Origin of the sequence: Cobetia sp. MMG027, from assembly GCF_027947415.1 — a bacterium.
GTDB lineage: Bacteria > Pseudomonadota > Gammaproteobacteria > Pseudomonadales > Halomonadaceae > Cobetia > Cobetia marina.
Genome location: NZ_JAQJIO010000004.1, coordinates 72202 through 85992, shown reverse-complemented (window position 1 = coordinate 85992; position 13791 = coordinate 72202). Strand labels below are relative to the sequence as shown.

The window sequence follows — 13791 nt, the reverse complement described above, 5'->3', positions numbered from 1 at the left end:
CATTGCAGGCGTCAGGGTCGCCAGATTATGCCACAGCTGCGCTGGCAACGATGCCTCGGCGTGGCAGAGTCCAGATGCGCAGAACCCCGCCGATGTCATGACACGGGCGGGGTTCCTGGCTCATGTCCTCACGGACATGACGTGCACATCACGCAGACGGCCTTCAGGCGCGACTGGCGATGATTTCCTTCCACTTGGCCGGGCCGGTCTGGTGCACGGAGACACCTGCACTATCGACCGCCACGGTGACCGGCATGTCCTCGACCTCGAACTCGTAGATCGCTTCCATCCCCAGGTCTTCAAACGCCAGCACGCGGGACTTCTTGATCGCCTGGGCGACCAGGTAGGCGGCGCCGCCGACCGCCATCAGGTAGCTGGACTTGTTGTCACGGATGGCGTCGATCGCGGTCGGGCCACGCTCGGCCTTGCCGACCATGCCCAACAGGCCGGTCTCTTCCAGCAGCGTACGCGTGAACTTGTCCATGCGGGTCGCGGTGGTCGGGCCAGCCGGACCGACGACTTCGTCACGGATCGGATCGACCGGGCCGACGTAGTAGATGAAGCGACCTTTCAGGTCCACCGGCAGCTGCTCGCCGCGTGCCAGCATCTCGGTCATGCGCTTGTGGGCCGCATCACGCCCGGTCAGCAGCTTGCCGTTGAGCAGCAGGGTGTCGCCCGGCTGCCAGCTCTGTACTTCCTCGGGCGTCACGGTGTCGAGGTTGACGCGCTTGACGCTGTCGCCCGCTTCACGGGTGATTTCCGGCCAGTCCTCGAGTTTCGGTGCCGGCAGCTCTGCCGCGCCGCTGCCATCCAGAGTGAAGTGCACGTGACGGGTCGCCGCACAGTTCGGGATGATCGCCACCGGCTTGTTGGCCGCGTGGGTCGGGTAATCCATGACCTTGATGTCGAGCACGGTGGTCAGACCGCCGAGGCCCTGTGCGCCGACACCCGTCGCGTTGACCTTCTCGAACAGCTCGAGACGGATCTCTTCGGCACGGTTGGAGGCACCACGCTTCTGCAGTTCCTGGATATCGATCGGCTCGAGCAGGGATTCCTTGGCCAGCTGCATCGCCTTCTCGGCGGTACCGCCGATGCCGATACCCAGCATGCCGGGCGGACACCAGCCAGCGCCCATCTTCGGAATCTGTTCCAGCACCCAGTCGACCACGGAGTCGGACGGGTTGAGCATCGCGAACTTGGACTTGGCTTCGCTGCCGCCGCCCTTGGCCGCGACGTGGATCTCGACGGTATCCCCAGGCACCAGCTTGTGGTGGATGATGGCCGGCGTGTTGTCCTTGGTGTTGGCACGCTTGCCGTCCGGGTCTGCCAGCACGGAGGCGCGCAGCACGTTGTCCGGCAGCAGATAGGCGCGGCGAACGCCTTCGTTGACCATGTCATCCAGGCTCATCTCGGCCTCGAAGCGCACGTTCATGCCGACATGGACGAAGACGGTGACGATACCGGTGTCCTGACAGATGGGACGATGACCCAGGGCACACATCCGGGAGTTGATCAGAATCTGCGCGATGGCATCCTTGGCGGCAGGATTCTCTTCACGCTCGTACGCCGCGTTCATGGCGTCGATGAAGTCCTTCGGATGGTAGTAGGAGATGTACTGCAGCGCGTCGGCGACGCTCTGGATCAGGTCATCCTGGCGGATCACGGTCATCAGGATCGGCTCCTCAAGGGCAAGCGATGGAAAAGACAGGCACACTGGCGCCCAGGGCGTCAGGCCGATTACTGTTGTCAGGGACAGAAATCGCGCCACCATGGGGCGGGCGCCGGGTCAGGTGGCCGGGATTATACCTCAAGCGAGCACGCGGCGGCAGAGCGAATCCTGCAACCCGCATGTCAGGACATCCCAGCTCATCCAGCGCAAATGTCGGGCATGGAGACTGCCATCATGCCCCGCGCGATGACCCCCGATTCACTGCCACCTCTTCACTGCCACTTCCCCTCGCGAGCGACTCATGACATCAGGCTTCAACGCGTTTCGCCCTCTCACCTGCTTGACGATAGCCTCGCTGACGCTGCTGTCGGGCTGCATGCAGCATTCCCGGTCGGACACTGACGAGGCCTCGGGAAGTTATCAGCGGATGGAGGCCAGCACCGAGAGTCAAAGCAATTCTCGCGTGCGCCACCTGGTACTGCATTACACCGATGATGATCTTACAGGCTCTCTGATCAGCCTTACCGGCGCTGACGTCAGCGCGCATTACCTGCTCTCGGCACCTGCAGATGGCGAAGCGCTTCCCCGTGTCTACCCGCTGGTGTCAGAGAACCGCCGCGCCTGGCACGCCGGCATCAGCCAGTGGGGTGAACGCGGCCACCTCAACGACACCTCCATCGGCATCGAGATGGTCAATGCCGGGCCCGAAGCGCTCACGCCCCTGGCACCCGGGCAGACGGAGACCCGAGCTTCCGGCGTGGCAAGGCGCTGGTCCCCTGATCGCCACTTCGCGGCCTGGAACGATCAGCAGATCGCGGCCTTGATCGCGCTGGCCTCCCCCATTGTGCACCGCCATGACATCAAGGCGGTGGATGTCGTCGGACACTCCGACATCGCCCCGGACCGCAAGACCGACCCGGGCCCGCGCTTCCCCTGGCGCCGTCTGCATGAAGCCGGCATCGGGGCCTGGCCACGGGATGCCGACGTCAGCTGCTTTCGACGACAGATGGCCAGCGATGGACTGCCCGCGGAGAAGACCTTGATCGCGGCGCTCGCCCACTATGGTTATCCAGTGGAGGCCGAGCGGCCCTGGATGGCGATCGCCGCGTTTCAGGCACACTTTCGCCCCGGGGCCATCAGTGGCCAGTTTGATGCGGAAAGCGCCGCGATCCTGCTGGCCCTCAACACGCGCTATCGCCAATCGACGCCCTGTCAGGCCCGGTGAACCGGGGAATTTCCGTCATCCAATCGTCATTCATCTGTCACATTGCTGCCGCAGCATCGACACTTCCCTGACACCTGGAGCGGTGTTGCATGGCACTTTGCCAACGGCCGTCTACTCTGGGTACAGACATGACCAGAGAGGGTCATGGATCCACACGCTTGCGACTGGCGAGGAGACGCCGGAACCCCCATTCCAATGAGGTTCATCATGGCTGATAACATTCTCAGTGCAGTACCTGATACGGCAGCAGACATGACAACACCCGCCACATCCCCCGGCGCGCTCGGATTCGTCGTCTGTGATGACAAGCGCATCTATGGGGCAGGCATGAGCGAAGAGGACTGCCTCGACAATGCCCTTGAATGCCTGTGTGGCTACTGTGAACGCAGCGCGCTCAAGAAGATGCTGGAACTGTGTCAATCCGGTGTGCGCTATCCGCTGCGCCAGCTTCCGGCCAGCCAGGCCTGCGTCAGCAATTGCCAGGTCTCCGGCCCTACCGATCATTATCGTATCCATGACGGCGTCGCCTATGCTCCGGAAGAATTCGTGACACCTCTCTCGGCGTAAACCACTCGCGACATCCATCGCGTCCTCAAGAAAGCGCCCCTGCCACCGAGGGTTCAGTGACAGGGGCGCGTTCTGTTGCATTGCCTTCCTCCGGTGAGACGCGACAGCGAATCACGTGCCAGACCTCTCAGCCGCCAAGATAGGCGCGGCGGACCTCGTCATTGGCCAGCAGCGCCTTGCCGCTGTCCGCCAGCACGACACGTCCGTGTTCCAGCACATAGCCGCGATCGGCGATCGACAGGGCGCGATGCGCATTCTGCTCCACCAGGAAGATGGTGGTGCCCTGCTCACGCAGCTGCTCGACGATCTCGAAGATCTGCCCGATCACGATGGGTGCCAGCCCCAGCGAAGGCTCATCCAGCAACAACAGCCGCGGCCGACTCATCAGGGCACGCCCGATGGCCAGCATCTGCTGCTCGCCACCGGACATGGTGCCGCCGCGCTGATGGAAGCGCTCCTTGAGGCGCGGGAAGAGCCCCAGCACATGCTCGATGCTGCGTTCGTTCTCCTCCTTGCTCTGGTAATAGCCGCCCATGGCGAGATTCTCCTCCACCGTCATGCCGGTGAAGATGCGGCGACCTTCGGGCACCACCGACAGCCCACCGCGCATCACGCGCGCCGTGGGTGTGCCGGTGATCTCCTCGCCCTCGAACCACACCCGCCCGCTGGTCGGACGCGGATCGCCACAGATCGACATCAAAAGCGTCGTCTTGCCGGCGCCGTTGGCACCGATCAACGTCACGATCTCGCCCTGCCCCACGGCCAGCGAGACATCATTGAGTGCCTGCACCGGCCCGTAATGTGTCGTCAGATGCTCGAGCGCCAGCATGGCATCCCGCGGCGCAAGTGCCTCGCTGGCAGGCACGGTCTCTGGCATGACTGCATCAACATGCTCACTCATGCTCATTCCTCCCCCAGATAGGCCTTGATCACGGCATCGTTGCGTCGAATGTCATCCGGGCAGCCATCCGCCAGCGGCTGACCCTGATTGACCACGTAGATGTGATCCGAGATGCCCATCACCAGACTCATGTCGTGTTCGATCAACAGCACCGAGATGCCCTCATCGCGGGTCAGGCTGACGATCAGATCATCGAGATCCCGGGTCTCGTTGGGGTTGAGGCCGGCCGCCGGCTCATCCAGCATCAGCAGCCGTGGCCTGGCCACCATGCATCGCGCGATCTCGAGTCGCCGCTGCTGCCCATAGGCCAGATTGCCGGCCTCGCGATTGGCGAATTCGAGCAGACCGACACGCTCCAGCCAGTCACCGGCATGCTGCATCAGCGCCTTTTCACTGCGACGATAGCCCGGCGTCTTGAACAGGCCCTTGAGGAGGTTGCGTTCGGCGTGCATGTGCTGCGCCACCAGCAGGTTCTCGATGACCGTCATCTCCTTGAACAGCCGCACGTTCTGGAAGGTGCGTACCATGCCAGCCTGGGCGATCCGGTACCCCGGCAGGCGATGCATGGCGCGATTCTGGAAATATACCTCGCCGCCGGTGGGCTGATAGAAGCCGGAAATGCAGTTGAAGACGGTGGTCTTGCCCGCGCCATTCGGCCCGATGACTGACACCACCTCGCCCGGATGTACCTGAAGCGTCACGCCGTCCACGGCCTTGAGGCCACCGAACTGCATGGTGAGATCACGTACGTCCAGCAGCGGTGCCCCGCCCTCGGCGCGTGCCTGGCGGTGTGAGGAAGCGGCTGGCGCCTCATTGTCGAATGCTTGCTTGTCATGTGCGTCAGCCACGGTCGAGCTCCATCTGCGGTCGTTTGAGCGGCACCAGGCCTTGAGGACGCCACACCATCATCAGCACCATCATCAGCCCGAACAGCAACATGCGATATTCATTGAACTCACGGGCCAGCTCCGGCAACAGCGTCATGGCGATCGCCGCCAGGATGACGCCCAGCTGGGAGCCCATTCCGCCCAGCACCACGATGGCGAGAATGATCGCCGACTCGATGAAGGTGAAAGACTCGGGACTGATGAAGCCCTGACGCGCGGCGAAGAAGGCACCGGCGAAGCCCGCGAAACTCGCCCCGATCGTGAAGGCCGAGAGCTTGATGCCGGTGGGATTCATGCCCAGTGAACGGCAGGCGATGTCATCCTCGCGCAGCGCCTCCCACGCCCGCCCGATGGGCATGCGCAACAGCCGATAGATCACGAACAGCGTGATCAGCACCAGGATCAAGGCCAGCAGGTACAGATAGATCACCTTGAAGGCCGGGTCGTAGTCGATGCCGAAGAACTCATGGAAGGCGATGTTGCCCTCATCGGCTCGCCGCGAGAACTCGAGATTGAAGAAGGTCGGCTTGGGTATGCGCGCGATGCCATTCGGGCCGCCGGTCAGCTCCGTCCAGTTGTTGAGCAGGATACGGATGATCTCGCCGAAGCCCAGCGTCACGATGGCCAGGTAGTCACCCCGCAGCCGCAGCACGGGGAAGCCGAGCAGATAGCCGAACAGCGCCGTCATCAACCCCGCGATGGGCAGCGCTTCCCAGAAGCTGAAGCCCAGGTAGCTATTGAGCAGTGCGTAGGTATAGGCACCGACCGCATAGAAGCCCACGTAACCGAGATCCAACAGTCCCGCGAGACCCACCACCACGTTGAGCCCCAGGCCCAGCATGATGTAGATCAGCGTCAGGGTCGCGAGATCCACCGCCGAGCGGTTGGACAGAAACGGGAAGATCAGCAGCGCACCAATGGCCAGCATGATCCACAGCTGACGCTTCTGACCGCTCATCACGTCGGGGACGCGGAAACGTGATGGCTTGCGGGTACGCGCACGCCATTCCTCGATCTGTGGCCGCACCAGCTGGTGCAGGAAGACGGCCAGTGACGCGGCTAGCAACCAGCCCCAGGTGTCCATGCCCATCAAGCGTACCGTGGTGGTGATACCGGTGGACTCGAGCTGCACCCCCAGTACCGAGCCACCCAGCACGAGAGTCAACACGGCGGCCGCAAGTGCCGACCACCAGGGACGACGATAGGAGGGCTGTGGCGGAATCGTCTCGGCGGGCGAGGTGCCCGCTGTCTTCAGAGTCTGTTTCGCAAGCTTGGGCATCAGATCTTCTCCACTTCGGGCTTGCCGAGAATCCCGGAGGGACGGAACAGCAGAATCAGGATCAGCAGTCCGAAGGCCACCACGTCCTTGTATTCCGTGGACAGATAGCCGCCGGTCAGCGCCTCCGCGACGCCCAGCAGCAGGCCACCCAGCATCGCGCCGGGGATACTGCCGATACCGCCCAGCACCGCCGCCGTGAACGCCTTGAGCCCGGCCAGGAAGCCGATGTAGGGATTGACCACGCCGTAGTACATGCCGAGCAGCAGTCCCGCCACGGCGGCAAGCGCCGCCCCGATCACGAAGGTCATCGAGATGATCATGTCGGTATTGATGCCCAGCAGACGCGCCATGCCGGCATCCTGGGAGCAGGCACGACAGGCACGCCCCAGGCGCGAGCGCGAGATGAACGACGACAGCAGCAGCATGCACACCAGCGTGACGCTGAAGATGATCACCTGCATGTAGGACAGATTGACCGCGAAGCTTTCCAGCCCGAACTCCCAACCGCCCGGGATCAGGCTGGAGATCGCCATGTCCCGCGAGCCCTGGGCCAGACGCATGTAGTTCTGCAGGAAGATCGACATGCCGATCGCCGAGATCAGCGCGATCAGACGCTTGGAGCCTCGCACCGGGCGATAGGCCACCCGCTCCACGGCGAAACCGTAGGCACAGGACACCAGCACCGCCACTAGCAAGGCGGCCGCCATCAGAAAGAAGGGGTTGGCGATGCCCAGCATGCCCAGCGCCGCGATGACGATGAAGGTCACGTAGGTGCCGATCATGTAGATCTCGCCGTGGGCGAAATTGATCATGCCGATGATGCCGTAGACCATCGTGTAGCCGATGGCGATCAAGGCATAGGTACTGCCGATGGTCAGGCCATTGATGACCTGCTGCAGAAAGTAGAGGATGTCTTCCATTGAAACGACCCTTGGCCGCGACAGTGATCGGCTTGTGGCCGGAGACTGTCAGGGAAATGCCGCATGCGCGACGACGACGGGAAGGCACGGCGATGTTGCATCGCCATGAACTCGACCGAACGGAGAGGCCCGCCATGCCAAGCGGCATGACGGGACAGCGTGTCGGCATTGATCCACCGGGCCTCATGACAGGTCACGAGACCGCAGCGAGTGCTGATATCAGCCGCTGATCAATGTACCGCTGATCAACGTGCTGCTGATCAATGTGCCGCTTCGCTCTTGGTACCGTCCGCGTGCCAGTTGTAGACGACGAAGTTGAAGTCCTTCAGATCGCCCTTCTCATCGTATTCGACCTTGCCGATGGGCGTGTCGAAGCTGTTGGCCTTGAGATATTCGGCGACATCATAGGGGTCGGTGGAGTCGGCGCCCTTGATGCCATCGGCGATCAGCTCCACTGCGGTGTAGGCGGGCATGACGAACGGACCGGAGGGGTCCTGCTCCTTGTCCTTGAAGGCCGCGACCAGATCCGCGTTCTTCGGGTCATTCTCGAAGGCCGGCGGCAGTGTCACGTACAGACCTTCCGAGGCCTGGCCGGCAATCTTGGAAATGTCCGGATTCCCGACCCCTTCCGGCCCCATGAAGGGCGCGTCGAAGCCCAGCTCACGCGATTGACGCAGCAAGAGGCCCAGCTCCGGGTGATAGCCGCCGTAGTAGACGAAGTCGACGTTCTCCTTCTTGAGCTTGGAGATCAGCGCCGAGAAATCCTTGTCACCCGCCGTGATGCCCTCGAACAGCACCACATCGATACCCGCTTCCTCGACGGTATCGCGCACGCCGGTGGCGATACCCTCCCCGTACTGCTGCTTGTCGTGGATCACGGCCATGTGCTTGGGCTTGATCGTCTCGGCGATATAGCGCCCCGCAACCGGCCCCTGCAGCGAGTCCAGACCGATGGTGCGGAAGACCAGCACATAGCCCTGCTCGGTGATGGTCGGACTGGTGGACGCCGCCGTGATCATCATCACCCCTTCCTCGGCATAGATGTCCGAGGCCGGTTGCGTCGCGCTGGAGCACAGGTGGCCGATCACGTACTGGACGCCGTCATTGACGATCTGGTTGGCGACCGCCACCGCCTGCTTGGGATCACAGGCGTCGTCGTATTTCACGCCCTTGAGCATCTCGCCGTCGACGCCGCCGGCGGCATTGATCCGCTCGATGGCCATCTCGGCACCGATGAACTGCATGTCACCGTACTGGGCGACCGGCCCCGTGACCGGGCCTGCCATGGCGATGGTGATATCTGCCTGAGCCTGGGTGGACATCGCCGCGGCGATACCGAGAGCGAGAAGAGACCTGCGCATCATGATGAGAATTCCTGTTCCCGATTATTGTTGTACTACGGCCGGGCAGACCTGACGGGTGCCTTGCGGCAGCATTGCGCTGCCCCAAAAAGGACTGGCGACAATCGCTGTCATTCGCTGACCTTGTCCGCCGCCGCCAGCCATCAGGCAGGCGACTCGCGACGCCAGGAATGCCTTGAAAGCATTATTGGCAGCAGCGAATACGCATGTAAAGCGACCGTTTGAGCGCTCATGAATGCAGGCCAAGGCCCCACCAATAGCGAAAAAGACTGTGCTTTCCATTCTGGCCAGACAATCGTTGGCATTGACGATGAAAGCCAGTCATTGGCGTATGTGAAGACGCAGTTGACAGGAATTCCCTCTTCACTTGCACCATCAGGTCGCATTGCTGCACCCACCCCGGCTACGCCCAAGGTTGTAGGAAAAGCAATCCTGCCGCCCTCCCGAGGCAACCGGTCGCCCCTGAGCCATGCACTGAGCTGCAATATGATGATCTGCGACGCAATAGACAAGATAACGGGATAAACTGCTGATAGCACCTCCCCGTCAGATACCCGCCAGGCCTGTACGCCACGCGCCCGACGATGGGTGACATCGTCGGGCGCGCAGGGTCATGCCTTTAGCAACGCGAGTGCTGGGGGATGGAGAGTTGCGTCAGCCCAGCGCGAGCAGGCGGTTGCGCACGTCATTGATCTGATCGCGCAGTCGACCGGCTTCCTCGAATTCGAGATTCTTGGCCGCCGCGAACATGGCATCTTCCAGTCGGCTGATTTCCTTCTCGAGTGCCTGAGGGCCTTGAGCCGCCAGAGCCGCATAGTCCGGCGTCTCTTCCGCCACCTGTCGCTCGTTGCCCTTGCGACGACTGCTCTTGCGTCCCGGTGCCTGGGCACCTTCCATGATATCCGCCACCGATTTGGTGATGGTACGCGGCGTGATGCCGTGCTCTTCATTGAAGGCCATCTGCTTCTCACGGCGGCGCTCCGTCTCGGCTATCGCACGCTGCATGGAATCGGTGATGCGATCGCCATACAGAATGGCCTTGCCGTTGGCGTTGCGTGCCGCACGGCCGATGGTCTGGATCAGGGAGCGCTCGGAGCGCAAAAAGCCCTCCTTGTCGGAATCCAGGATCGCCACCAGCGAGACTTCCGGGATATCAAGGCCCTCACGCAGCAGGTTGATGCCGACCAGCACATCAAACTTGCCAAGGCGCAGATCCCGGATGATCTCGACGCGCTCGACGGTGTCGATATCCGAGTGCAGATAGCGCACCCGAACATCGTGCTCTCCCAGATACTCGGTCAGGTCTTCCGCCATGCGCTTGGTCAGCGTGGTGATCAGAACGCGCTCACCGACCTCGGTGCGCGCCTTGATCTCGGAGAGCACGTCATCGACCTGGGTCGAGGCAGAGCGTACCTCGATGACCGGATCAAGCAGCCCCGTGGGACGGACGACCTGCTCCACCACCTGCCCGGCATGCTCTTCTTCATAGGTACCGGGCGTCGCCGAGACGAAGACGGTCTGGGGCAGGATGCTTTCCCACTCCTCGAATTTCATCGGACGATTGTCCAGCGCCGACGGCAGACGGAAGCCGTATTCGACCAGCGTCTCCTTGCGTGAACGGTCACCGCGATACATCCCGCCGACCTGAGGCACGCTGACGTGGGACTCGTCGATGAAGACCAGCGCGTCCTTGGGCAGGTAATCGAAGAAGGTCGGCGGCGCATTGCCGGGGTCACGCCCGGACAGATAGCGCGAGTAGTTCTCGATGCCGTTGCAGTAGCCCAGCTCCATCATCATCTCGATGTCGTAGAGGGTACGCTGCTCCAGACGCTGCGCCTCGACCAGCTTGTCGTGCTTGCGCAGGTAATCGAGGCGCTCGACCAGCTCTTCCTTGATGTGATCGACCGCGGCGACGATGGTCTCGCGCGGCGTCACGTAGTGGCTCTTGGGGTAGATGGTCATGCGCGGCACCGACTCGGCCACTTCACCGGTCAACGGATCGAACAGCCGGATGGAGTCGATCTCGTCATCGAACAGCTCGACACGCACGGCCTGCTCCTCGGAGTCCGCCGGGAAGATGTCGATCACGTCGCCGCGCACCCGATAGGTACCGCGCCGGAAATCCATGTCGTTGCGGGTGTACTGCAGCTCCGCCAGGCGCCTGAGGAAGCCGCGTTGGTCGATCTGCTCACCACGATTGAAGTGCAGACGCATCTTCAGGTACTGATCCGGGTCACCCAGGCCGTAGATCGCCGAGACGGAGACCACGATGATCGCATCGCGCCGCTCCAGCAGCGCCTTGGTCGCCGACAGGCGCATCTGCTCGATGTGGTCGTTGATCGAGGCGTCCTTCTCGATGAAGGTATCCGAGGACGCGACATAGGCTTCGGGCTGGTAATAATCGTAATAGGAGACGAAGTACTCGACGGCGTTGTCAGGGAAGAACGACTTGAACTCGCCATAGAGCTGGGCTGCCAACGTCTTGTTGGGAGCCATCACGATCGCGGGGCGCTGCAGACGCTCCACGATGTTGGCGACGGTGAACGTCTTGCCCGAGCCGGTCACACCCAGAAGCGTCTGATGCGCAAGACCCGCTTCCAGGCCAGTGATCAGCTTCTCGATGGCAGCCGGTTGATCACCGGCTGGCTTGAACTTGGAATTGATGCGAAATGGTTTGCTCATGCGCTCTCAATGGTGGCGGTCATGCCGCTCTTCAACTGACGGTGGCGGCCAGACTTGCGAAAGGACACCGCGCCCTACTCGGGTGATATCTCGCGACTCGTCACACTGACCCGGGTGCTGGTCATCAGTCGATGGATGGGGCAACGCTCGGAAATCTCGAGCAGGCGCTGACGCGTCGCCTCATCGAGTTCCGCACCATCCTCGGCCTGGAAGTGCATGCTGACGCTCAGACGATACTCCGCGTTCTCACCTGCGCGACGCTCATCACTGTCATCACGGTCCACCGTGGTCACGATGGACGCGAGTGGCAGCCCCTTGCGCCGCGCATACATCAACACGGTGATCGACTTGCAGGCACCCAGCGAGAGATCAAAGTAGTCGTGCGGGTCCGGCGCACTGTCCTCGCCACCCACCACGGTGGGCACATCCACCAGCAGTTCCTCGAAGCTCGCGACCTGAACCCGATGGACGAAGCTGCCAGCCTTGCGGGTAATCACCTCGATGCTCATGCACTACCTCCTTGTCGTGGACTCTCGCGAGACGCATCCAAGCCTGCTGGCGAGCAAAGCGCTCACTTCACCTTGTAACCCGCCTTCTCGACGGTCTTGACCACGGCGTCATACCGCACCTGCCCTTCGACCTCGGCAAAGCCACGCCCGACCTCGGCCTCCTTGACCCCGTCCATCATCATCAAGGCAGTGGTGACCTTGTTGACATCCTTGACGCTCTCGACACCGATCAATGTAAGGGAAAAGCTGGCCATCTCGTGATTCCTGTCTCGCTGGATAAAAAGGATCGCAGGCGCGATCAAATCGCTAAGAATACCACGTTTGACGAGGGCTCCCCCATGCATGCCAGCGAGTCGCCTCAGGCTTTCATGCCAGTGGATGCCCCCGAAAGATGCCGTGTTGCCCTGCAGGGGGCTGACAGCTGACCACTGCCGCGTGACAATGCCTGCATCGAATGTACCGCTGGCAATTCTCAGGCATTGAACCGCCTGCGGCGGACCCCTCCTTTGCGACAGGATAGCGCGACATGACTGACTTCAAGACCCTGATGCAAGCCCACGGCTTTCACGCGACACAGGAGGGCAAGCTTGCCCCCGAGTCGCCGCTTGCCCCCGAGACCGATGGCGCTGGGAGTCTCACGCCCCTCTCCTGCTTCGAGGTACTCGCGGTCAATGGCGCGGATGGTGAGCGCTTTCTCCAGGGACAGACCTCGCAGCAGCTTGCGCTGGTGGATGGCTCACTCGCTCCGCTGACCGCCTTCTGCACTCCCAAGGGGCGGATTCTGGCGATGGCCCAGCTGATGCGTCTCAGCGAGGATTGCCTGTGGCTGCTGATGCCGACGGGCACGGCGGAGCCCCTGCGCGCGCACCTTGCCAAGTTCGCGCCCTTCTACAAGGTGAGCCTCGAGGTCCGGGAGGGTAGCGTGGTCGTGGGGCTCACGGGAGAGCCCGCCCTGACCCGGGCGGCCGAGCAACTGGCCGACGCTGCCTCCTCACAGCACACCGCGCTTGGCCCGCATGATTTTGCCATGCTGGCAACCTCGGATGCCGTGCTTGCCCGCCAGCCGGGGGCAGAGACGGTACGAGGCGTACTGGTCGGCTCTGATGCGCAGGTGACCCGACTCAGCCATGCACTGCTCGATGGCGGCATCAACACCGGTGACGAGAATCACTGGGCGCGCGAGGACATTCGTGCCGGCCTGCAGTGGGTGGACTCGGAGCAGACGGATGCCTGGCTGCCGCAGATGCTCAACCTGGAAGCGCTGGCGGCCATCAGCTTCAAGAAGGGGTGCTATACCGGTCAGGAAGTCGTGGCCCGCGCCCACTTCCGTGGTCAGGTCAAGAAGCGCCTGCAGCGTCTGACGGCGGAGCCGGTCACTCCTCTGCCGCACCCGGGCGGCGAGGTGGTCTCGCCAGAAGGCAAGGCCATGGGTGAGATCCTGCGGGTCGCCAACAATGCCGATGGCAGCCTGGAAGTGCTGGCGGTGGTGAGCCTGCGCGATGAGGAAGCCCCCCTGACCCTCGAGACTGGGGAGCCCTTGCACCGCGCCCCGCTGCCCTATCCGCTGGAACGACGTGACCCGGAACAGCTCAAGGCATGAACTTGAAGGCGTGAACTTTAAGGCGTGAACTTGAGACATGAGCACCAGGCAGCGCTGCCAGCCGTGACACGGACGCCACGGCTGGCCTGGATAGCCGCCTGCGGCGTCATGACAGACAGGCCCCGGCGAAGCGATTCGTCGGGGCCTGTCTGTATCAATACCTGGCTGTATCAGAGGCTGACCTTGGCAGC

At 62.6% G+C, this 13791-nt stretch carries 12 protein-coding genes; 3 read left to right on the top strand and 9 right to left on the bottom strand.

Annotation, left to right across the window (positions count from 1 at the left end; all coding sequences use genetic code 11):
- Window positions 1–163: 163 nt before the first annotated feature.
- Window positions 164–1669: a fumarate hydratase gene (locus PJK54_RS06245; RefSeq protein WP_077375915.1), complete on the bottom strand. Its 1506-nt coding sequence runs from the start codon at window positions 1667–1669 to the stop codon at window positions 164–166.
- 376 nt (window positions 1670–2045) lie between these two features.
- Here PJK54_RS06245 and PJK54_RS06240 point away from each other — a divergent pair, with 376 nt between their 5' ends.
- Together PJK54_RS06240 and PJK54_RS06235 are read left to right on the top strand one after the other, a co-directional pair.
- A complete protein-coding gene (locus PJK54_RS06240) occupies window positions 2046–2894 on the top strand; it encodes an N-acetylmuramoyl-L-alanine amidase (RefSeq protein ID WP_271302479.1) in 849 nt (282 codons plus the stop codon).
- Between the two features lie 207 nt (window positions 2895–3101).
- Window positions 3102–3461 carry a hypothetical protein gene (locus tag PJK54_RS06235; protein WP_136939375.1) on the top strand — a complete coding sequence of 120 codons (360 nt, stop codon included), beginning with the start codon at window positions 3102–3104 and terminating at the stop codon, window positions 3459–3461.
- 127 nt (window positions 3462–3588) lie between these two features.
- Here the strand turns inward: PJK54_RS06235 and PJK54_RS06230 are convergent, their stop codons facing one another.
- The 8 genes from PJK54_RS06230 to PJK54_RS06195 all read right to left on the bottom strand — a co-directional run bounded on the left by PJK54_RS06230 (window position 3589) and on the right by PJK54_RS06195 (window position 12254).
- Complete coding sequence (locus PJK54_RS06230; protein WP_084209692.1) at window positions 3589–4290, bottom strand: ABC transporter ATP-binding protein; 702 nt, start codon at window positions 4288–4290, stop codon at window positions 3589–3591.
- 74 nt (window positions 4291–4364) lie between these two features.
- A complete protein-coding gene (livG, locus tag PJK54_RS06225; RefSeq protein WP_084209691.1) occupies window positions 4365–5120 on the bottom strand; it encodes a high-affinity branched-chain amino acid ABC transporter ATP-binding protein LivG in 756 nt (251 codons plus the stop codon).
- An 82-nt stretch (window positions 5121–5202) separates the two neighbouring features.
- Window positions 5203–6528, bottom strand: coding sequence for a high-affinity branched-chain amino acid ABC transporter permease LivM (locus PJK54_RS06220; protein WP_077375907.1), 1326 nt, complete (start codon window positions 6526–6528; stop codon window positions 5203–5205).
- Entirely contained in the window at window positions 6528–7448 is a 921-nt protein-coding gene (livH, locus tag PJK54_RS06215; protein ID WP_043336883.1) for a high-affinity branched-chain amino acid ABC transporter permease LivH, read from the bottom strand. Before livH ends, PJK54_RS06220 begins: the two co-directional genes overlap by 1 nt.
- 260 nt (window positions 7449–7708) lie before the next feature.
- On the bottom strand, window positions 7709–8809 hold the full coding sequence (locus PJK54_RS06210) for a branched-chain amino acid ABC transporter substrate-binding protein (RefSeq protein ID WP_442870673.1): 1101 nt from the start codon (window positions 8807–8809) through the stop codon (window positions 7709–7711).
- A 654-nt stretch (window positions 8810–9463) separates the two neighbouring features.
- A complete protein-coding gene (uvrB, locus tag PJK54_RS06205; RefSeq protein ID WP_077375901.1) occupies window positions 9464–11491 on the bottom strand; it encodes an excinuclease ABC subunit UvrB in 2028 nt (675 codons plus the stop codon).
- A 74-nt stretch (window positions 11492–11565) separates the two neighbouring features.
- Window positions 11566–12000: an OsmC family protein gene (locus tag PJK54_RS06200; RefSeq protein WP_077375898.1), complete on the bottom strand. Its 435-nt coding sequence runs from the start codon at window positions 11998–12000 to the stop codon at window positions 11566–11568.
- 62 nt (window positions 12001–12062) lie between these two features.
- On the bottom strand, window positions 12063–12254 hold the full coding sequence (locus PJK54_RS06195; RefSeq protein ID WP_077375895.1) for a hypothetical protein: 192 nt from the start codon (window positions 12252–12254) through the stop codon (window positions 12063–12065).
- Between the two features lie 272 nt (window positions 12255–12526).
- Between PJK54_RS06195 and ygfZ the strand changes: the two genes are divergently transcribed.
- Window positions 12527–13600: a CAF17-like 4Fe-4S cluster assembly/insertion protein YgfZ gene (gene ygfZ, locus PJK54_RS06190; RefSeq protein WP_271302477.1), complete on the top strand. Its 1074-nt coding sequence runs from the start codon at window positions 12527–12529 to the stop codon at window positions 13598–13600.
- Window positions 13601–13791 lie beyond the last annotated feature (191 nt).

Excerpts from the sequence above, each read along its gene's own strand:
- PJK54_RS06230 (WP_084209692.1), bottom strand. The coding sequence starts at position 4,290 with ATGCTGGCGCTCGAGCATCTGACGACACATTACGGGCCGGTGCAGGCA.
- PJK54_RS06195 (WP_077375895.1), bottom strand. The coding sequence starts at position 12,254 with ATGGCCAGCTTTTCCCTTACATTGATCGGTGTCGAGAGCGTCAAGGAT.
- PJK54_RS06235 (WP_136939375.1), top strand. The coding sequence starts at position 3,102 with ATGGCTGATAACATTCTCAGTGCAGTACCTGATACGGCAGCAGACATG.
- uvrB (WP_077375901.1), bottom strand. The coding sequence starts at position 11,491 with ATGAGCAAACCATTTCGCATCAATTCCAAGTTCAAGCCAGCCGGTGAT.
- PJK54_RS06210 (WP_442870673.1), bottom strand. The coding sequence starts at position 8,809 with ATGCGCAGGTCTCTTCTCGCTCTCGGTATCGCCGCGGCGATGTCCACC.
- PJK54_RS06220 (WP_077375907.1), bottom strand. The coding sequence starts at position 6,528 with ATGCCCAAGCTTGCGAAACAGACTCTGAAGACAGCGGGCACCTCGCCC.
- PJK54_RS06200 (WP_077375898.1), bottom strand. The coding sequence starts at position 12,000 with ATGAGCATCGAGGTGATTACCCGCAAGGCTGGCAGCTTCGTCCATCGG.
- livH (WP_043336883.1), bottom strand. The coding sequence starts at position 7,448 with ATGGAAGACATCCTCTACTTTCTGCAGCAGGTCATCAATGGCCTGACC.
- PJK54_RS06240 (WP_271302479.1), top strand. The coding sequence starts at position 2,046 with ATGCAGCATTCCCGGTCGGACACTGACGAGGCCTCGGGAAGTTATCAG.
- ygfZ (WP_271302477.1), top strand. The coding sequence starts at position 12,527 with ATGACTGACTTCAAGACCCTGATGCAAGCCCACGGCTTTCACGCGACA.
- PJK54_RS06245 (WP_077375915.1), bottom strand. The coding sequence starts at position 1,669 with ATGACCGTGATCCGCCAGGATGACCTGATCCAGAGCGTCGCCGACGCG.